Source organism: Frigoribacterium sp. NBH87, from assembly GCF_014217665.1.
Taxonomy (GTDB): Bacteria; Actinomycetota; Actinomycetes; order Actinomycetales; family Microbacteriaceae; genus Frigoribacterium; species Frigoribacterium endophyticum.
Window position 1 is genome coordinate 1 of record NZ_CP043651.1, and the last position, 18275, is coordinate 18275.

22 protein-coding genes and 1 pseudogene are annotated in these 18275 nt (G+C 63.9%); 6 read left to right on the top strand and 17 right to left on the bottom strand.

The annotated features are described in order from the left end of the window. Nucleotides 1-456, top strand: coding sequence for a DUF4396 domain-containing protein (locus tag F1C15_RS15515; RefSeq protein ID WP_255465627.1), 456 nt, complete (start codon nucleotides 1-3; stop codon nucleotides 454-456). Nucleotides 457-600: 144 nt separating this feature from the next. Here the strand turns inward: F1C15_RS15515 and F1C15_RS16375 are convergent, their stop codons facing one another. The 5 genes from F1C15_RS16375 to F1C15_RS15540 all read right to left on the bottom strand — a co-directional run bounded on the left by F1C15_RS16375 (nucleotide 601) and on the right by F1C15_RS15540 (nucleotide 5152). After that, nucleotides 601-1122 (bottom strand): helicase associated domain-containing protein, encoded by a 522-nt coding sequence (locus F1C15_RS16375; protein ID WP_185234541.1) that lies wholly within the window; start codon nucleotides 1120-1122, stop codon nucleotides 601-603. After that, nucleotides 1038-1460 (bottom strand): helicase associated domain-containing protein, encoded by a 423-nt coding sequence (locus F1C15_RS16380; protein WP_370543635.1) that lies wholly within the window; start codon nucleotides 1458-1460, stop codon nucleotides 1038-1040. Before F1C15_RS16380 ends, F1C15_RS16375 begins: the two co-directional genes overlap by 85 nt. Nucleotides 1461-1785: 325 nt before the next feature. Continuing rightward, nucleotides 1786-3492: a glycosyltransferase gene (locus tag F1C15_RS15530; protein ID WP_255465628.1), complete on the bottom strand. Its 1707-nt coding sequence runs from the start codon at nucleotides 3490-3492 to the stop codon at nucleotides 1786-1788. After that, nucleotides 3489-4697: a hypothetical protein gene (locus F1C15_RS15535; RefSeq protein ID WP_185234545.1), complete on the bottom strand. Its 1209-nt coding sequence runs from the start codon at nucleotides 4695-4697 to the stop codon at nucleotides 3489-3491. The genes F1C15_RS15530 and F1C15_RS15535 overlap by 4 nt, the downstream gene beginning before the upstream one ends. Beyond that, a complete protein-coding gene (locus F1C15_RS15540) occupies nucleotides 4691-5152 on the bottom strand; it encodes a MarR family winged helix-turn-helix transcriptional regulator (protein WP_185234547.1) in 462 nt (153 codons plus the stop codon). Before F1C15_RS15540 ends, F1C15_RS15535 begins: the two co-directional genes overlap by 7 nt. 215 nt (nucleotides 5153-5367) lie before the next feature. Between F1C15_RS15540 and F1C15_RS15545 the strand changes: the two genes are divergently transcribed. Continuing rightward, nucleotides 5368-5952 (top strand): recombinase family protein, encoded by a 585-nt coding sequence (locus F1C15_RS15545; protein ID WP_185234549.1) that lies wholly within the window; start codon nucleotides 5368-5370, stop codon nucleotides 5950-5952. 154 nt (nucleotides 5953-6106) lie between these two features. Here F1C15_RS15545 and F1C15_RS15550 read toward each other — a convergent pair whose 3' ends face one another. From F1C15_RS15550 to F1C15_RS15570, 6 genes and pseudogenes are all read right to left on the bottom strand, one after another. Beyond that, nucleotides 6107-6472 (bottom strand): hypothetical protein, encoded by a 366-nt coding sequence (locus tag F1C15_RS15550; protein ID WP_185234551.1) that lies wholly within the window; start codon nucleotides 6470-6472, stop codon nucleotides 6107-6109. Nucleotides 6473-6713: 241 nt separating this feature from the next. Then, nucleotides 6714-7217 carry a CarD family transcriptional regulator gene (locus F1C15_RS15555; RefSeq protein ID WP_305038475.1) on the bottom strand — a complete coding sequence of 168 codons (504 nt, stop codon included), beginning with the start codon at nucleotides 7215-7217 and terminating at the stop codon, nucleotides 6714-6716. Beyond that, nucleotides 7214-7564: an Lsr2 family protein gene (locus F1C15_RS15560; RefSeq protein WP_370543634.1), complete on the bottom strand. Its 351-nt coding sequence runs from the start codon at nucleotides 7562-7564 to the stop codon at nucleotides 7214-7216. Before F1C15_RS15560 ends, F1C15_RS15555 begins: the two co-directional genes overlap by 4 nt. Before the next feature lie 622 nt (nucleotides 7565-8186). Continuing rightward, nucleotides 8187-8975: a TetR family transcriptional regulator C-terminal domain-containing protein gene (locus tag F1C15_RS15565; protein ID WP_255465629.1), complete on the bottom strand. Its 789-nt coding sequence runs from the start codon at nucleotides 8973-8975 to the stop codon at nucleotides 8187-8189. 54 nt (nucleotides 8976-9029) lie between these two features. After that, nucleotides 9030-9284: pseudogene (locus F1C15_RS16385) on the bottom strand (BLUF domain-containing protein); the annotation flags it as partial. 1056 nt (nucleotides 9285-10340) lie between these two features. After that, entirely contained in the window at nucleotides 10341-10640 is a 300-nt protein-coding gene (locus F1C15_RS15570) for a hypothetical protein (RefSeq protein ID WP_185234555.1), read from the bottom strand. Nucleotides 10641-11107: 467 nt separating this feature from the next. Between F1C15_RS15570 and F1C15_RS15575 the strand changes: the two genes are divergently transcribed. The 4 genes from F1C15_RS15575 to F1C15_RS15590 all read left to right on the top strand — a co-directional run bounded on the left by F1C15_RS15575 (nucleotide 11108) and on the right by F1C15_RS15590 (nucleotide 13572). Continuing rightward, nucleotides 11108-11908, top strand: coding sequence for a hypothetical protein (locus tag F1C15_RS15575; protein WP_185234557.1), 801 nt, complete (start codon nucleotides 11108-11110; stop codon nucleotides 11906-11908). After that, nucleotides 11905-12360, top strand: coding sequence for a phage holin family protein (locus tag F1C15_RS15580; protein ID WP_185234559.1), 456 nt, complete (start codon nucleotides 11905-11907; stop codon nucleotides 12358-12360). Before F1C15_RS15575 ends, F1C15_RS15580 begins: the two co-directional genes overlap by 4 nt. Further along, complete coding sequence (locus F1C15_RS15585) at nucleotides 12357-12947, top strand: DUF3618 domain-containing protein (protein ID WP_185234561.1); 591 nt, start codon at nucleotides 12357-12359, stop codon at nucleotides 12945-12947. Before F1C15_RS15580 ends, F1C15_RS15585 begins: the two co-directional genes overlap by 4 nt. Before the next feature lie 451 nt (nucleotides 12948-13398). Beyond that, the gene (locus F1C15_RS15590) at nucleotides 13399-13572 is read left to right on the top strand and encodes an Rv0909 family putative TA system antitoxin (protein WP_185234563.1); all 174 of its coding nucleotides are present in this window, start codon (nucleotides 13399-13401) and stop codon (nucleotides 13570-13572) included. A gap of 401 nt (nucleotides 13573-13973) precedes the next feature. Here F1C15_RS15590 and F1C15_RS15595 read toward each other — a convergent pair whose 3' ends face one another. The 6 genes from F1C15_RS15595 to F1C15_RS15620 all read right to left on the bottom strand — a co-directional run bounded on the left by F1C15_RS15595 (nucleotide 13974) and on the right by F1C15_RS15620 (nucleotide 18271). Further along, the gene (locus F1C15_RS15595; RefSeq protein WP_185234565.1) at nucleotides 13974-14510 is read right to left on the bottom strand and encodes a hypothetical protein; all 537 of its coding nucleotides are present in this window, start codon (nucleotides 14508-14510) and stop codon (nucleotides 13974-13976) included. Nucleotides 14511-14521: 11 nt separating this feature from the next. Next, the gene (locus tag F1C15_RS15600) at nucleotides 14522-14986 is read right to left on the bottom strand and encodes a YsnF/AvaK domain-containing protein (RefSeq protein WP_185234567.1); all 465 of its coding nucleotides are present in this window, start codon (nucleotides 14984-14986) and stop codon (nucleotides 14522-14524) included. A 113-nt stretch (nucleotides 14987-15099) separates the two neighbouring features. Next, nucleotides 15100-15735, bottom strand: coding sequence for a hypothetical protein (locus F1C15_RS15605; protein WP_185234569.1), 636 nt, complete (start codon nucleotides 15733-15735; stop codon nucleotides 15100-15102). A gap of 33 nt (nucleotides 15736-15768) precedes the next feature. Further along, complete coding sequence (locus tag F1C15_RS15610; RefSeq protein WP_185234571.1) at nucleotides 15769-16623, bottom strand: DUF2382 domain-containing protein; 855 nt, start codon at nucleotides 16621-16623, stop codon at nucleotides 15769-15771. A gap of 530 nt (nucleotides 16624-17153) precedes the next feature. Then, entirely contained in the window at nucleotides 17154-17759 is a 606-nt protein-coding gene (locus F1C15_RS15615) for a hypothetical protein (RefSeq protein ID WP_185234573.1), read from the bottom strand. After that, nucleotides 17756-18271: a DUF6286 domain-containing protein gene (locus tag F1C15_RS15620; protein WP_219731615.1), complete on the bottom strand. Its 516-nt coding sequence runs from the start codon at nucleotides 18269-18271 to the stop codon at nucleotides 17756-17758. Before F1C15_RS15620 ends, F1C15_RS15615 begins: the two co-directional genes overlap by 4 nt. Nucleotides 18272-18275 lie beyond the last annotated feature (4 nt).

Sequence of the window (18275 nt, forward strand, 5' to 3'; positions counted from 1 at the left end):
ATGGACACTCACGTCCACAACGCGACGACCTGGTCGATGGCCGCCCAAGCCACCCTGCACTGCCTCACCGGCTGCGCGATCGGTGAAGTGCTCGGCATGGTCATCGGCACAGCAACCGGCCTGCACAACACCGGCACAATCATCTTGTCGATCGTGCTCGCGTTCATCTTCGGCTACGCCCTCACCATGCGCGGCGTCCTCCGCTCGGGGCTGAACTTTTCCGCCGCCTTCAAAGTCGCCCTGGCCGCCGACACCGTCTCCATCGCCGTCATGGAGATCATCGATAACACGGTCATCGTCGCGATTCCCGGCGCCATGGACGCGCAGTTGAACAGCTGGCTCTTCTGGGGCGCACTCGCGTTCTCTCTCGCCGTCGCCTTCATCGTCACCACCCCCATCAACCGGTGGATGATCAGCCGTGGCCGAGGCCACGCCGTCATGCACGCCCACCACTGAAGGTGAGTACTACGTTCGGGCCCGTTTGAGGGATAACCGCCTCATTCGGTGAGGCGGTCCTGGCGCCCCGGGAGCGTGACGCCGTTTTCACCGACCGGCAGAGGCCGTCCCGTATGACGGTGGTTCACCGGACACTGGCGGGGGTCATTTTTTGGGGTGGGCTGAGGCCCAAAGCGGAAGTGCCATTTCGAGTTCGCGGAGTCGGTACGGCGGCGTTTGCCCGGTGCGGTGGAGTTGGCGCTGGCGTTGAAGCCAGCGGCCTATGGCTACATCGTCATTGTCGCGGTCTCGGGAGCGGGGGAGCGTTCCGAGGTGAGTGGTCCAGGTACGGGTGCGGTGAAGCATGGATCTGAAGTGGTTGTCGAGGTGGTGAAGCCTGGAGGTGGGGTCGGGGGAATCTCGGAGGATCCAGACCATGCCAAGTGTGTCGAGTGCAGCGATGCGGTCTGTGGGGAGCTTTCCAGCGCGGTAGTCCGCTCGTCGGGACTCGACCCACCGCCCAAGTGGGAAACCGTGGGGGTCGATGTACCAGTTGGCGATGAGGCAATCTTCATGGCTTCGGCGGTAGAGGCGCAAAGCGTTCAGCCCATCCGACCATTGCTGCTCTCGGTTTCGGACTTCCCAGACGAAGTCACCGGTTTGCAGCTCGGGCCAGAGCCGTTGCACTGCGGAAGGGTCCTTGAGGTTTTGCCGTCGACGCGATTGCACCCACACCCCAGTGGGAAGTTGTGGGAGTCCCGGTAGGCGTGCGGTACGAGACCGTGGCCGTGTTCGTCGACGAAGCGCGCGAAAGCGGCCAGCGCGGCTGTTCGGTCCGACATGGTCCACTGCACGCCTGCGGCGGTGAGGTGTTCGTGGCGTTTCGGCGGAAGGCGTTGTTGGCGAGCGAGGGTTCGCTGGCGGTGTAGCCAGGCGCCGAGGCCGTCGCCCTGGTGGGTGACGTATGACCGGGGGACATTGGCGTGACCATTCGTGTCGACGTACACGATCAGCGCATCGTGCATCAGTGCCCACCGCTGTTCCCGACCTGTCACGAGGACAGTCTTCCAGGACCCCTTGCCTTGATCTGGGAATACCTCGTTGCGGTTCGCGGCGGGGTTACTCTCATGTGTGCCGAGGGTGGTTCCCCCGACATGGGCGCCGGTCTGGGTAGGAACCTGATCCCCTGCACGTGACCAAGCCCGGCGTGCCCTTCCTAACGGAAGGGCACGCCCCCACCTCTTAGTCCCGCGGACAAAAACGTGCGTGTGGCTGCCAAAGCGTTTGCCGTGTTGAGTGTGTTCTCCGCTGGGCTTGCCTGAAATTTGTCGTAGATCTTCACGAGGAGATCTACGACGATGTGTGCTGTGTGAGCCCGTGTTCGGTTTTTTCCCAGTAGTGCGGGCGGGTGAGCAGTTGCCAGAGGCCCTTGTAGGCGGCGAGGGAGTGCAGGACCCAGTAGACGGGGTTCAGCAGCGTCCAGACCATCAGGTGGAAGGTGCCGCGCTTGAACGGGCCCATCATCGTCAGGTAGACCATGATGCTGTTTCCCACGAGGAAGTTCAGCAGGCAGATCACCAGCAGCCAGGGCGGGAACACCGCCGAGAGCACGCTCGCTGGCACGAACAGGGTGACGGCCGAGAGTAGGTAAAAGGGCAGCACGCCGAGGAAGATCGCAGGTGTCCCGCCGATCAGCAGGGTGAAGGCGGCGAAGCGGACGAGCCCGATCTCGCGGATGAGCGCCAGAGGCCGGCGCGCGTGCACGAGCGTCGTCTGCATGTAGCCCTTGATCCAGCGGCTGCGCTGGCGGACGAAGTTCGGCATCGAGGTGTTCGCCTCCTCCATCGTGGTCGAGTTGATCACTCCGACCCGGTAGCCGATGGCGCTGGCACGGATGCCGAGGTCGGCGTCCTCGGTGACGTTGTAGGGGTCCCAGCCGCCGAGTTCGCGGAGGGCCTCGACCCGGAAGTGGTTGGAGGTGCCGCCGAGCGGGATGGGCAGGTCGGCGTGGTCGAGGCCGGCGAGCATGTAGTCGAACCAGTAGCTGTACTCGAGCGTGAACATGCGGGTGAGAGCGTTCTCGTCGGCGTTGAAGTAGTTCAGAGCGGCCTGCACGCAGACCGTCTCCGCGCCTCCTCGCTTGAACGCGATCAGGGCTTTTTTCAGCTGGTCGGGGTCGGGGGTGTCTTCGGCGTCGTAGATGACGAGGAAATCGCCCGAGGCGAGGGCGAGCCCCACGTTGCAGGCTCGCGGCTTCGTCTGCGGGTGCCCCCGCGGCACCGTCACGACGTGGAAGTGGGCCGGCGGCGAGGCCGACTCGATCGCGTGCCGGGTCTCGAGGTCTTCCTCCTCGATCAGGATCAGCACCTCGAGCTTCTCGACCGGGTAGTCGAGGTCGCCGAGGTTGTCGATTAGCTGCGCCACGATGTTGGCCTCGCGGAACACCGGCACCAGCACCGTGTAGATGGGCAGGTCGTCATCATCCAGGCGTGCGACCTCGCTGTCGGTCACGCGCTCGACGACGTCGTACCGGGCGCCCTGCATCGCGACGACGAACTTGAACGCCGTGCCGGCAAGGAAGACGACGCTGATGGCCGCGACGAGGCCCGTCACGACCTGCCAGGGCCATAGGACGGCGAGCCCGGCGAGCACAACCAGCATCGCGATGCCGCCAATTGCCTGCCCGCGCGAGAACACGACTTTTGCCGAGAGCTCGGGGCTGCGGTCAAAAAGCGCGTTCGCGGCACGGTCGGCCACGTGGGCGCTGTAAAGCTCCACGAGAACGCCCTTGAGTTCCCACTCGGGGACGGCCAGCAGATCGACAGGAGCGGCTAGTTCCTCCTCGAGGCCATCGCGTAGCGAGGCGTCGTCGGCACGGTGGGCGGTGGCGACGAGCAGAGCGCCGTCGGGGAGCCTGCGGACCGGCATCCAATCTTCTGCGACGTACCGGGCGGGGTCGTGCACTGTTAGGGCACGGTCGACGTCGGCCGGACGGAGGACGTCGCGGTTGGTGCTGCGGTGACGAGACGCAGGTGTGGAGTGTGCGGTGACGGTCACCGGAGCCCTCCCCACAGGGTGCTGAGCGCCTGCATCCAGTCGAGGACAACGGGCCGATTAAACGCGGCGGCCCAAGCGATGATCACCTGGACAACAGCGATGGTGGTGATGAAAACGCTGGACCTCGTGGTGGAGGCGGCGGGCAAGATGGCGACGCCCATCACGATCATCGTCAGGTAAATGTTGCCGCCCGCGTTGGCGGGGATGAGCCCGAGGACGAAGCCGACGATGAGCGCGGCGAACAACGTGGTTGAGATGAGGATCGCGCCGGGGCGGCGGACGAGAAGTGCCAGCAGCCAGCCGCTGACCATCGACGCGAGCAGCAGGAAACCATCGAGCGTCGTGACGAGGTGGGGCAGGATGGCCCACTTTGCCGGGTCGTAGGAGATGCGGCTGACAAGTAGCGGAGACGCGCTGTGCAGGAACACCAGCTCCAAGAACGCCAAGGAGGCGAGGACGGAGAATGTGGGGAATAGCACGACGAGGATGGTCGAGGAGCGGGCGCCGCGCTCACCGTGGCGGGCGAGTTTGATCAGGGGCGCGGCGAGGGCGGCGACGGTGACGTAGAGGAGCCCGCTCGCCTGGACCAGGGACGTGGCCATAAAGAGCAGACCCGCACGAAAACCGGCCTGGGTGTCGCGGCCGGCGAGGAACTGGAGCATATCGGCGGCACCGAGCCCGAAAAGGGCGATGCCGAGAAACCCTTGCAGGTTCTGGGTGACGGTGTAGACGAACAGCGGATTAGCACCGATCGCGAGGCCGAACGCGAGGGTCTTTACGGGATGGAACCGGCGCTGCTGCATCACCTCAAGCATCTTCTGCAGGAACACCCCCGCGGCAAGGGCACCGACGACGGCGAGGCCAGCCTCACCGCCGGGCACGACGGCGACAATCAGAGCGCCGAGGGGTGGCCACACCTCGCCTAAGCGGACCAGGTCGAGGTTCGACCAGCTCAGGCCTTCAAGCCCGGCGAGGTGATCAATATTCGGGGTCGTGGTGGCCATGAGGGTGCCTGCGGGGGCAGCGACGATACCAATCAGCAGGTAGGGGAATGCCAGTACGAGCCGTAGCAGCCAACGCCGCCAGGCCAGCAGCGGGAACGGGTCGATGCGGGCCCGCGCGATTCGTCCCGTCCCGGTGGCCCTCACTTTCTCGGCTCTACGGTGTCGCAGCGAAGCGGCACGCACGTCGGTGAGGGTCACCATGTCGTCACCTCGGTTTCGAGCGCGTTGTCCAGGGCGACCAGGGTCTCAACAACCCGACTGAGGTCGTCGCCGGAGGCTCGGGCAAAGACAGCAGCGAAACAGTCGCGGAGGTGGGCGGCGATGTCGAGGCCGGCAGGCAGTGCGGTCACGACGACGCTGCGCCGGTCAGCCGGCATGGGTTTTCGCTCTGCGTGCCCGTACTGCTCAAGTCGGTCCACGAGCGGCGTGACGGCCCCGCTCGATAATCCCACCGCGACGCCAAGGTGACTGACCGAAAGTGGCCCGCGGGACGCGAGCACGATCAGAGCACGAAGGTGGATCGGCGTCACGCCATGACGCGCTTCTAGGACTGTGGTCGCGTCGGCATTGCGTCCGAGGAGGCGCTGGTACGCGTCGAACGCGTCATCCCACGTTGGGGCGGCCCGGTCAAACGACGCGGCTGATGCGGTAATCATGCATGTCTTTTCGATCAAGTATCTCGAATCTCGCTCATCTCAGCATCAATTAATCTCGACGATCGAGATAGTCCCGACTTTGGGGGGCAAGCGCGCCCAGGCTCGGAAGTCGTGGTGGGGTATACCCAAACGCAACGGACAGCTAGAGGCGCGGCGCGCGTGGCGTTAAAGCGTGTTTCGCTCCTTCTGCCACAGGTGTGTGTCAGGGTCTAGTAATGGTGCAGCACAAAACGCAGGTCGTCGCGTACGTCCGGGTGAGCTCGGTGGATCAGAACCTTGGTCGGCAGCTGGAGGCCGTCGGCGACGTCGATCGGGTCTTTGAGGAGAAGGTCTCGGGGGGCTCGCGTGCGGACCGGGTCGCGCTCCTCGATTGCATCCGGTACGTCCGAGAAGGCGACGTCGTCAAGGTCGCCTCGATGGACCGGCTGGCCCGGTCGTTGGGGGATCTTCGAGAGATCGTGGACGAGATCACGGGCAAGGGTGCCTCCGTGGTCTTCGTCAAGGAGCAGCAGACCTACAGCCGGGACACCGACGACGCGATCGGTCGGCTGATGCTGAACCTGTTGGGGGCGTTCGCGGAGTTTGAGCGGACTCTGATCCGTGAGCGGCAGCGGGAGGGGATTCGGCTCGCGCAGGCGGCGGGGAAGTACAAGGGCCGGGCGCAGAAGCTGTCGGATGAGCAGCTCGCTGACGCGCGTCGATTGATCGAATCGGGGGTGCCAAAGGCGAAGATCGCGCGTGATCTGAAGGTGGATCGGACGACGTTGTACCGGGCTATCGCGCGGGGGCTGTCGGAGTAGCCCCTCCCGGGGGAGGGGAAGGTGCCCCGTGCTGGCCTAAAGCACGGGGCACCTTGTCCCCGCCACCCTGGAAAATAAGCGGAGACGCGAGAACACCCCCGCAAACCGACCCTAACCCTGACGGAGAGTGTCCGGCCTGGCCCGCGTCCGCGGTTTAGGTTCCGGATGTCGCGGGGAAGAGCTCCGGTTCGGTGCCATCGGAGTTGAGGGAGTAGTGCCGAATGAGGTTCGCTTCGAGTTCGGCGCTCATCTGGCCGTCTTTGCTGTCGCTTCGGGGGGCTTCGGTGACCATGGCTTTGATGTAGGGGACGTGCACATCGGTGCCTTTGAGTGTGGCTTTGTCGATGGGCACGAACGTTTCCGCGTGATCTAGGGTTCCCACCTTGAGTGAGAGCCACTTCGCCTTGTCCCCAGTGGATGACAAGGCTGTGGCCCGGATCGGTCCGATCTTCTTTCCGTCTTGGTCGTAAACGTCTCCGCCGGTTTCGAAAACCTTCTCGAGTTGTGCAGTCGTGATCACGGTCAGTCCTTTTGTGGGGCGCACTCTCGTGCGAGAAGGGAGGCACCCCACGGTCACCACGAGGGTGGGGTGCCTCATTCCCCGGGATGTTTAGGAAGGACGTCGGGGAAACGAGGAAGAACTCGCAATGCTCACCGTAGCTGCGTCAAGGCTCTGGGGGCCGAACAGAATAACGCGGCGAGATCGCTCCTGCGGCGATCGCATCATGAGGCCGCAAAGCATGAGCAGGATGAGCAGCAAGTCAGGCTGTCGGGGTCGCTAGAACCTCGAGAAGGGCAATGTCGGCTTCTTCTGGTGAGGTGTCAAGTGCCAGCGCAAGTTCCGAGACAAGAATCTGTCGGGCACGGCCCAGCATGCTCTTTTCGCCGGCGGAAATGCCTTTGTCCTGTTCTCTACGCCAGACGTCCCGGACGACGGCTGCGACTTTGTAGACGTCGCCGCTGATCATCTTGGATTGATTGTCCTTGAACCGGCGCGACCAGTTCCCTTGTTCTTCGACTTCACCGGCTCGGAGAATGTCGTAGACCTTCTCCACACCGGCCTTGTCGATGACATCACGTACTCCGAGGTCTTCGGCTTTGTCGAGGGCAGCTTGAATGACGAGGTCACTGCCGTGGACCCGGAGAGTCATGTACTGGGTGGGGGTGCCCTTGATCGTGCGGGTGGTGAGGTCAGTGATGGTTACAGCCCCGTGGTGCGGATACACTAAGGTCCGGCCAACCTCGTACGTGGCAGGCACGGTCACTGAGCGGCGTTGTACGCGGCCCGGACTGAGGCAGCAATGCGTCCTCGGTCTGAAACGGTGTGACCGTTCTTCTTGGCCCAGTCCCGGATCTTCTGTAGCTCTTCCGGGTCAGACTTGCCGGAGGAAGCCCGGCCAGTCTTCCTTCGGCCACCGGTTTTCCGTCCGGCGGCAACGTAGGGGGCGAGAGCTTCGGTGAGGGCGTTGACGTGGGCCTGGCTGAGGTCGATTTCGTACGAAACCCCCTCGAGGGCGAACGTCACAGTCTTGCCGTCACCGTCGGTAAGCGCGGCGCCGTCAAGGTCGTCGACGAACTGAACAAAAGTCTTTTTGGCCATCTGTTTCTCCACGAGCGAATTGAAAGCACCAGTTTAGGTGTACCTCGTGATTACTTTCTATTTTCGTGTGCCGGCTTGGTTGGAAGGTAAGCGCGGGTTTTGGTGATCATTCAGGCGGATTTTCCACGTCCTAAGTTTTGGGCACAGAGTGGGGACGCGCACGCTTCATAAGTGCCGTCGGGGCTGCTTGGGTAGGTGCCTTTCGTGTAGGAGATTTCTTGCTCACCTTCGTTGGCGTAGGTGGTGGGTAAGGCCGGCCATCCAAGAAGGACCGATGGGGTGTGTTCCTGCGCCGGTTGTGATGAGAAACGAGCCTCCTCGAAACTTCAAGGTTCCGTGACTGACCTCCTGGGTACCGACAAGCTCGGTGATCATCCACGTGTTCGTCCCAATGAAGCTAACCGTCACGACAAACTTTGATGAGGAGACTCGAAACTGAGCCGGTGGATCCTCCGCAGTCCCAGGTAGATGGACCGGCATCATTTTTCCCGATTTAGAAACTGCGGAATCGCTCATGTGTGATACTCACCTTCGGGCAGACAGCTCTATTGAGCGGAGCTTATGTGACATCCTCCGTGAGGTGGCACTTGTCGAATACGTCGACATCGATTCTCTTTGAACTCAATCGAGAGCTTCAGATGGCGAGGTCGTGGACGGTGCCGATCTCCCAGTAGTCCGGTTGTTCGTATTGCTCAGCCCACCCTCGTCGCATGCGGGTGGCGGCACGGTCGAAGGCGTCGACGATGTCGAGACCATCGGTGAGGAGGCTTTGGATGCGCAGGCCGTCGTAGAGAGCGAGGAGCTGTTGGGCTCCGCGTTCTGGGTCCATGGTTTTGGGTTCGCGGCCGGCGGTGATGTCGTTTGCCAACGCGTTCCGGATGGTTTGTCGGAACGTTTCGTAGAGGGCACGGAAGGTGGCTGACCCTTCGGCGTTGCGGTCGCCGGAGAGGGCCAGTACTGACGCGAGCACTCGCATGAGCGCGGGCTCTTCGGCGTAAGCGACGGTCAGCGCATGGAGATACGCCACGGCGCCGCGCTCAGCGGCGAGCGGGAATAGCGGTGCGGATACTGCCCGTGACCAGCGTTCGACTGCAGCGGTGATCAGTGCCTGACGTGTCGGGAACAGGGCGTAAATCTGGTCTGGGGTGAGGCCTCCGCGGCTCGCCGCGACTTCGACGGTGAACCGGTCTGGTCCAACGTCGTGAAGGACGGCAATCGCCCCGTTTATTGCGCGTCGGCGCGTGGCGTCGCCAGAAGTTTCGTCATGACTTGTCAGGGGAGAAAGGGGGTGGGTTCGAAACCATTCCAAGAGGGCCCGAGCCCGAGATGCGCCGAAATTGTGATCGGTGGGGCGGTCTGGACGGAAGAGATCTTGGAAACCGGGAACTTCGCGAATAAGTGGATCGAGGGATTGGAATGCCATGGACCAATCCGGGAATGCCCGGGCCGCAATCGGGTCATCGCATAGGAGCTGGACGTTCGTGTGGCTGGGATGCCGTCTGACCTGCTCAAATCGGGCGCGGACGGCGTCATCTTCGCCTTCGAGAACACCAAGGCAATTGGCGTCTCGATGCGCGAGGATTCCGGTGACGCCCACCGCAGTGTTCCTTTCTCGTCCGATGGCAAGAATTTGTGCGAGCTCACCGTCCGTAAGGGGATGAGTTTGAGTGCTGGTGTAAACGAGCGATCGCATGGAAAGACCCCTAATGGTCCTGAAAAGTAGCTGACGCATAATTCAACGGTGCCGAAGCGTGGCCGACAACCCCGTCTTCGGAGGGTGCGGCCCCAATGACGGAGCACCGAAGTGGGCACGCGTTTATGCGGTCGCTCATCGGATGCTATGTGGCCCTAGGGGCCACAGAGGAAAGGCCTCGCCAGTCGTCGCGGAGGTGCTGGGTCGCGAAGTCCCATGCGTAGAGGGCAAGGACCGAGGTGTCGGCCCCGACGACGGGACCGACACCTCCACGCTGCCAACCGGACCCGAACCGGTCGGCATTGACACTCTTGCAAGAGGTGACGTAGCGCCGTAAGTCGGCATTCCCGGGGACTCTTATGGGCAGGGCTGGTGGGGCCGGCGTCACATACCCCTATGTGGTGGCCCCACCTCGAGGTGCGGACCCGAATCTTGTACCCCGGAAACAGGCACCTTATTGCTGCCTGCTTCGCGCAGAAGATACGCCTCCTGCGACGCCGCGGTGTCGTTGTGTCTTCAAGTCGAAGGTGGCGCCCTTCCGGTTCGGGTCCGGGAGGGCGCCGGTCTCCAACCGGAACGTGGGGTTGGCGTTCCGGGTGACCGTTTAGCCAACGAAGTAGGGGCTTCGGGAGACCACAACAACGTTACCCGGCACCTGTCGGGACCGACCGGGCCGCAGGCGGGTGCATTGCCCGTTCTACGCGGGAACCCGAAAGGGGGAGAGACGAACGCCAGCTGCTTGCGTTTTTATGTCCTCTGGGTGAGCGTGCACATGGGCACGCCTCGGGGTGGTCCGATTCGGGTCGGCCACCCCGAACAACCCCGACACTCAAGTAATTGGGCAACGCAGGCCTGGCTGACGATCTAGGACAAGGAGCTAGCCCTCGGTCTCGTCCAAGGTGACACGTTTTGTAGCGAAAGAACTCCCTAGCCAGACTGCAGCGCTACCCGGTCGCTGGTCCCCGGTGGGGAATCCGAGCGAACCCGGGACCCCCACCATCGGCAGCTTGGTCCGGGCTGCCCTCGCAACGTAGTCCAACGCTGGCCTGGCGCCTAGAGAACCGGACAGTCATACAAAGGAACCGAACCACGTGCTCAGCGGTCGGCACCGGAAGCGCCGAGGTGCGGGTTGAGCCTTTTCCAGGCAAGCTCGAGGGGGCCCATAACCTCACGCGGGATTACAACGGTCACTTTCTGCCCCATCGACAGGGCGGTGACGACGGTTTCGCGGCCTACAACAGTACGGGAAACAACCTCGAAACTCCGAGAGTCGACGGGTCTGAGTTTCGCGGGGTCAAACGCCGCCGCGGGTGCTGCCCCCCAGAGAAGTTGATCGTCGGATACCTCGGCCCTGTAGGTGGTGCCCCGGGTTGTCCATTGAGCGGTGAAAGCCACACTGAAGCCTAAGACAGCCCGGGGGATAGTTTCAGCGGAGGAGGTGGGCAGGCGGTTGTCGCTGTCTAGGTGTGTGCTCGGCCGATAGCGGCAAAGCGCTATCGCAAATCAATTCCCAAGTGGGCTAGAGAGAGCGGTGATTTTATGTCCCCCATGTTGGCGGGGCAACTTAGGTAATTGTCGCCAGCTGCCCGACGTAGAAGAAACGGCTTCCCAGGCGAGCGAGGCGGCCGCGCCTCAAAGGCTCCCGATCAGGTGTGCTTTTTGCTCATTGGTTGTCCTGGGACCGGAGGCACCGATTCCCTTAACCAGACGTGACCACTAAAGCCACTTCCAGTGAAGACAGGGAGCCTTGTCAACCCCTTGATCCTCCACATCGAAACGTGGTGGGGCAGGAAGGGGCAAAGTGATGAGACGAGCACCGTGCGACTACTGGTCGCAATCACTGCCAATCCGAAAGGTAAGACATGAGCGACGAAAATCGCCACGACGCTACCCCGCTGTATAACCAGGCCACGGGCGCCCTTGACGCCGATGTTGCCAGCACTCAAGCTTCGTCGGTTGGTGAGCCGATTGACCCTGCCGCCTCCGACAAGGCTGGCGTCGCAAAACGCGAGGCAGCCTCGGTCGCGAGCGATGCGAAGGAGTCGGCCCAGCAGGTCACGGGCACGACCAAGGAGCAGGCCGGCAAGGTCGCTTCAGAGGCCGCCGGCCAGGCTAAGCAGCTCTTGGGCCAGGCCACCGCCGAGCTCAAGGACCAGGCCGGCGCCCAGCAGGAGAAAGCCGCCGCCGGCCTCCGCTCCATCGGCGAGCAGCTCGACTCTATGGCTCAAGGCTCCGACAATGGCATCGCGCAGGAGCTCGTTACCAACCTCTCCGGTCGCGCGCACGGCGTCGCCGAGTGGCTCGAGGGCCGCGACGCCGGCTCGCTGCTCGCCGACGTGAAGCAGTTCGCCGCGCGCAAGCCGGGCACGTTCATCGCGATCGCCGCGGTCTCAGGCCTGCTCGCCGGTCGCGTCGTCAAGTCATTGACCGCCGACGCCGCCAGCTCGACCCCGTCGACCGGCACCGCCGCCCCGGTCGGCTTCGCCGACGTCACCCGGACCACGGCCAGCACCTCGTCCCTGGGTGAGGTCGACGACTCTGTCGCCGCTGAGTACGACGCGATGACCGAGGGCGACGTCCCCAGCTACGACGTCGACGCCACGTCCTCGTTCTCGTCGAATACGCCAACCACGTGGCCGACGCAGGGCGAGGCGCGCCCGTGACCGATCCCACCTTCGCCGGCCACGTGCCGGCTGGCGGCCCCACTCCTGGCGTACCGGACACGGAGGAGCGCGCGGCGACAACGTCGCTGGGTGATCTCCTCGGCAGCGTCACGAGCGACATCTCCACCCTCTTCCGCCAGGAAGTCGAACTGGCCAAGGCCGAGCTGACCCTCTCGGCGAAGAAGGCGGGCAAAGGCGCCGGCATGTTCGGTGGTGCCGGCCTCACCGGCCTGTTCGCCCTGCTGTTCTTGTCAATCGCCGCGATGTGGGGCCTCGGCTCCCTCATCGGGGTCGGCTGGGCGTCGCTTGTCATCGCCGTCGTGTACGCCGTTGTCGCCCTCGTGCTCTTCTTGCGCGGGCGCAAGGAACTGAAGGACATCAAGGGTGCGCCGAAGACGGTCGATTCCCTGAAGAAGATCCCCGAGACCGTGAAGCCTGGAGGGCACGCATGAGCACCGCAGATGGACAGAAGACCCCCGACGAGATCCGTGCTGAGATCGAGCGCACCCGCGCTGGGCTCGGCTACGACGTCGACGCCCTCGCTGACAAGGTGAACCCGACGAGCATCGCGCACCGCCAGACCGACAAGGTGAAGAACCGGTTCGCGAGTGTCAAAGAGTCGGTCATGGGCAGTGCCCACGACGGCTCCGGGTCCGTGTCGGGCACCGCCTCGAACACGGCCGCTGCCGCGCAGGACGCCGGCCACCAGGCCGTCGAGAAGGCCAAGGGCAACGCTCTCGCCGTGGGTCTGATCGCTTTCGGCGCCGGCGCCCTACTCGCGTCGCTGCTCCCCGCCTCCGACAAGGAGCAGGAGCTTGCCTCGCGGGCCAAGGACAAGGCCGCCCCCGCGGTTGACGCTGCCAAGGGCGCCGCGCAGGACGTGGCACAGAACCTCAAAGAGCCCGCGCAGGACGCGGTCTCGTCGGTGAAGAACACAGCCCAGGAGGCCGTCGGCACCGTCAAGGGCGACGCACAGTCGGCCGCGGGCGACGTTGCCGACAGTGCTCAGCAGTCGAAGGACACCGTCCAAGGCTCCTGAGGCGCCCCAGACAGGTAGCGATGGCCCACCTCAGCTCTGCTGGGGTGGGCCATCACCATCTCGAAGGAGGATCACCTCGAATTGATGGGCACGATTCTGGTCCCGATTACCCCGACAAGATTGCCACGTACAACGCTGGAATATCGGGGGGCACTATGAGCCGCTTCTAGTGGCCCCACCGATAAGGCGAGTGCTGTGACAGGCTGCGACGCTTTCATTCGAAGGCCCAGACCGCCGGGCCTCCGACTGCCGACGTGACCGCGGTGGCTGGATGTCCAAAAGGGCGCAGAGTTTGCCGGGAATGTGGTCCAGGCGCTAGTGGCGAAGCACACAAAGCCTTGGGCGCGGCACCCGGATAATGTTCTTGCGCCAATGTTCGGGCCCTGGATCCCTGAAAGGTGTCCACTGGTCGTGGCTTGTACATCGCGAGCCGAAATCGAAGGAGACGACCATGGGTCTGTTGGATAGCGCCAAAGATGCCCTAAACGGCGAGCAGGGTGAGAAGATCACCGACTCCGCCATTTCAAAGGGCGAAGAGACGGCCTCGTCCAAGACGGGTGGGAAGTTCGACGACAGGATCGACGCCACTGGCAACGCGGCCGACAAGAAGATCGGCAACGACTAGTCAAATTCCCAGGAGCGCGGCGCCAATCACTTGATGGGTGCCGCGCTCTTTGTCGTTGGGCTCGAGCCGGTCTCTACCGGTTGCGTTGGTGCAGTGCCATCAGCTCAATCTGAGTAACTGAGGTGCGTCGCTCTCGATGGTCATTAGGGCTTACCTTCGGACACATTTGGGTGATGTCGGCGGAAGACTCAGTCAACTCGGCCATCATGCTGACGCGTAGCGTCGAGATGGACACTTTGGCCGATCGCACACATTCAAGGCTGTGCCACCCGCCTCGCACACGTCGATAGACGGTGGTTGACCGGACACTTCCTGGACGTTGATGGCTGCCGAAGGGGGAGGAACTTCACCGGACAGACAAGTGGCCCGGGCTTCGCCCGGGCCACTTATTCCGTGCCCGTCTATCGGCGCTTGAGAAGGCCGGCGATGGGGCGCTGCTGTTCGCCCTGCTGGGCGCCGAGGATGATGAGGACACCGGTCAAGACCGGGGTAGCCCACTGGAGGATCTTCTGCTGACGCTGAGCCCTGGCGAGGTCGTCAGAAGAAGACGCTCCCGGCTCCGTGGTGCCGTCGGCACCCTCCGAGGCATGCTTAGCCATCTTCGCTCCGACCAGACCTGACCACAGAGTGGTTCCTGCAGCGGCGATCGTCAGTGTCAGTTTGAGGCCCGTGTTGGTTCGGCTTTCTTTCTGCGCCACAAGACGGCTCTTATTAGACAGAATCAGCCCGGCCCCGCCGACGCCGTGAATGACGATCGCGGCGACCTGGACAGGTGCCCACTTGGCCCAGCCGAGGCTGGACAAGGTCAGGCGCTCGGTCGGCTCCCTGGTGCCTGCTGCGGCACCGTTAAGGCCGATGGCGCCCATGAGGCCGCCTCCGAACCAGGCGGCCATGCCGAGGTCGTGCATGCTGCGGATGACGGTGTTGCGCTGTGCCATGAGGGGCTCTTTCAGGAATCGGTGGCGGGGCTTGTCGGGCTGATGTCGACGGTTTCGTGCCGGAGGGTTTCGGTGATGTCTCGTGTGCCGGCCACCTGGGTGCGGGTGAGCCGTACGCGTTCGATCGGGACGATCGTGCGGGTGATCGTGATCTGCTCTTCGTGGAGGATCAGTTCGAGGTCGGAGGGCCCGACCGTCGTCGGTGTTGCCGTGGCTGGGTCCAATGTTTCGTGCTCGAGGCGGAGTTCTTCTCGGCGAACCTGGACCGTGATGGTGCGTTCCTCGGTGACGATGACTTTCTTCAGTCGGACGCGTTCGACGGGAACGGAACGAGTTGTGGCGTGGAGCTGTTCTGCGTTGCGGATGACATCAACGGGCTCACCTGCCGGGTCGTAGTTGAGAGCCGGGGGAGCGTGTCCGAGGTCGTCTGGGATCTCCGGCACGGCGGGGTTCATGATCTCGTGCGGGTCGGTCATGGCGCTCCTAACGGAAATGAGTGATGGGGCGGGCAGCTGTCTTGGGAACAGCTGTCCGCCCCGGACCCGGCACGGCCACGTTCGGGCGCGGTCGCGAGCGGGAGTAGTGGGCGTTAGCGGCCGAGGCCGACGCGGTCGACTTTCCGGTGGAAGCGTATGCCGGCAAGCCCGCCGAGGATCGCCCCGCCGAGAGTGACGATGACCACGGCCACGAGGCTGAGGACACCGGTGAGGGTGATCTGGCCTGTGTCGAAGGTGCCAGTGGGGATGGTGCCGATCTGGGACAGGACGTCGAGCTGGCTGCCGGCGATGACACCGATGATCGCGAGGATCACGGTGATGATGATCGCCCACAGCCACACGGCGATGCCCTGCTTGGCGCCGGAAAAGCGCGCCATGCGGCCGGCGACGTAGCCGCCGCAGTAGTAAGCCAGGAGCAGGATCGCCAGGAGCACGATGATCCCGACGATGCCAGTGGTGGTGGGGTTCTGGGCGGCGTCATCGGCTGCACCGCCGTCGGTGCTGCCGGCGATGCCGGCGCCGATGGCGGTGACGAGGGCCAGGAGCAGCACGGTGAGCCCGGTGGCGGTGAGCCAGCCGAAGAATGCCGACCCGAACTTCATACCCCCGAATTCGGCTTTCTCGCGGTCAACGACACTGCGCCTGTCGCGGTCGAAGTCGGTGTCCGAGACGTTGTCGGTGTCACGGTGGGGGGTGTTGTCTTCGGGGGTTGGGAGGGCTGTGCTCATGTGCTGCTCCTGGCTAGTGATCGAGAAGGGGTATTAGCGGTCGTCGCTGGTGCGCTGGCCGGCGGGGAGGTCGTCGCCGTCCATCTCGATCTCCTCGTGGCGGACGTCCTCGGTGACCTGCTGCTGCTCGGTGACAGTCTCAGTACCGAGCTGGATGCGCTCGACGGGGACGGTCTCCTTCTCGGTGACGACCTGGTCGGCCATCAGGGTCACTTCGTGCTCTTCCTCGGTGAGGTCGCCACCGGAGAGGGCGTCGCCGCGGTTGGCGTCGGTGATGGGCTCACGGGTGATGCGGACCTCGTCGTGACTGACGGGGACGGTCTCGGTGACCTGCTCAGAGACGATGTACTTCCGAAGGCGTGCCTTGCCAGCGGCCTGCTGACGGGTACCGACGTGCAGGCGCTCCTCGGAACGGGTCATCGCGTCGTCGGTGTTGGCGCCGGAGGTGTCGTGGCCAACGTCGCCGGACTCGTCGCGGTCGTAGCCGGCGCTCTGCCCGGGGGTTTCGACGTCGCTGCCGGTGATTGTCTGGTCGTCCTGGTCGAAGAGGGGCTGTCCGGCGCGGGCGCTGTCCAGGCTGTAGTACCGGTACAGGTCCGCTTCCTGGTTCTCGCTGAGGTGGCCGTCCGAGTCGTCGCTGTGGGGGGCGTCCTTGACCATGTCCTTGCTGTAGGCGACGTGGACGTCGTCGCCCTGGACGGTGGCGTCGACGAGAGGGGCGAAGGATTCGCCGCTGCCGAAGAAGCCGGTGTTCACGGTGATCCACGCGGGCTGCCCGCCGTCGTCGTCAAGGTAGACCTGGCCGATGCTGCCGATCTTCTTACCGTCCTGGTCAATGACGTTGCCGCCGGAGCGGAGGATGGTGTCGATGTCGTTTGTGCTGATCATGATGATTCCTTTGCCGGGTGGAGTCAGACGAGATGTCTGAGCTCAGGTGGAGCAGCCCAACTGCCATCGGTGGCAGACGGGAGTACAGGGATCTCTGGGCACTCAGAGAAAGGCCCAGAGGATGACCCCACCAATAGCCGCAGGGAGCATGAGGAGGGTCACGCCTGCCACTAGCCCTCGAAGGATGCTCGAGGGAACGTGGAGACGTTGGTGCTGAGAACCGACACGGGGTCTGGGTGTCGTGGGGTCATTGGTTGGCATGACTTGCGCCTTTCGGGTGCAGGCATGCCGAAGGAAATGACGAGGGAGGAACGCCACGGATGGTGGCGTTCACGGGCGAGCCAGATCGATCTCGAGTGGCAGCGAGATGGCGCCACCGGGTAGCTCGGCGAAAGCGCACGGCTACCTCTTGCGGAAGGTACTCCGGCGGCGGGGTGTCCGCTCTGCCGGGGTCGTCCGGCGAAGTGCACGCCACAGGACACCGAAGATGGCAATGGCGGCGGGGCCGTATCGCTTCAGGGCAGACATGATCAGGACACGCGGGTGGTCTTGGCGACGCGGGCGCGGAAGCCACCACTGATCTGGATCAGGGCCGGAACCTCGAACCCGAGAAGATCATCGAGAGCATGCAGGGTGTTCTCGATGCTGGTCTGGACGTCTTTCGGGGACACGCCGCGGCGGGCAGTCGCGCTGATCTTCAACACTGTGTCGCCCTTGACGTCGTAGGTCGACACGCTCGAGGAGACGAGGTCGTCCCGGTCTTTGAGGGCGTCCTTGAGCGCGTCAGCGGCGACCGAGGACCGGACGATGGTGGAGCCGTGTTCGGTCGTCTGGTCGTGGAACACCTCACGGGTATGACCGTTGCCCTGGCGGATGATGAACGCGATGAGCAGGACCGCGATGATGACCAGGACGGCGATCAGACCGATCCACAGCCAGCTGGTTCCTGTTGACAGCAACGGTGTCGCCACCAGGGCAGCTGAGACATTCTGCTGAACCGTGGGGGCGGTGTCACCCCATCCGGTCATGATCTGCGGGATGACGCCAAGGGCAAGGGATGCTGCTCCCAGGATAAGGAGGAGGAGTCCGACGAGGAAGATGAGAGTGCGGTTCAGGCCCCGGTTAGTGGAGTTCAAGCGCCGACCTTCGCTCGCGTGATGTCGACCTTGCCCTTGAGGACGGGCGTGAAGCCATAAAGGCCGAGCTGCTCGTTGACGACGTCGAGAATCGCCTGGGAGGGCGCCTTGGTGCCAGATGCTGCGGTGACTTCGACGACGGCACGGCGGTGAGAGACACTGACGCGGGTGTTGTCGGGGCTGGTGCCACCGGCGTAGGAAGCATGCCGGGCAAGGGCCGAGGCGATCACCTCGTTGTCGACAACAGTGACTGCCCGGTCGGTGGTGATCACGTGCCGGGCGCGACGCCCCGCCGTGAGGGCCACCACGATCAGGATGAGCCCCACGACGAGGAGCACGATGCCGGCCGCGATCAGGGCCCCGACGGGGAGGGCGGATGCGTCGACGAGGGACTGACTCGCATCCTTGGGGGCTACGAGAAGGGCCGGCTGGCTGAGCATGGCGAGGATGATCTCGGTGATCGCGTAGGCGGCCGCGAGAATCAGGATGATCGCCAGGATGATGGCGAGCACGGAC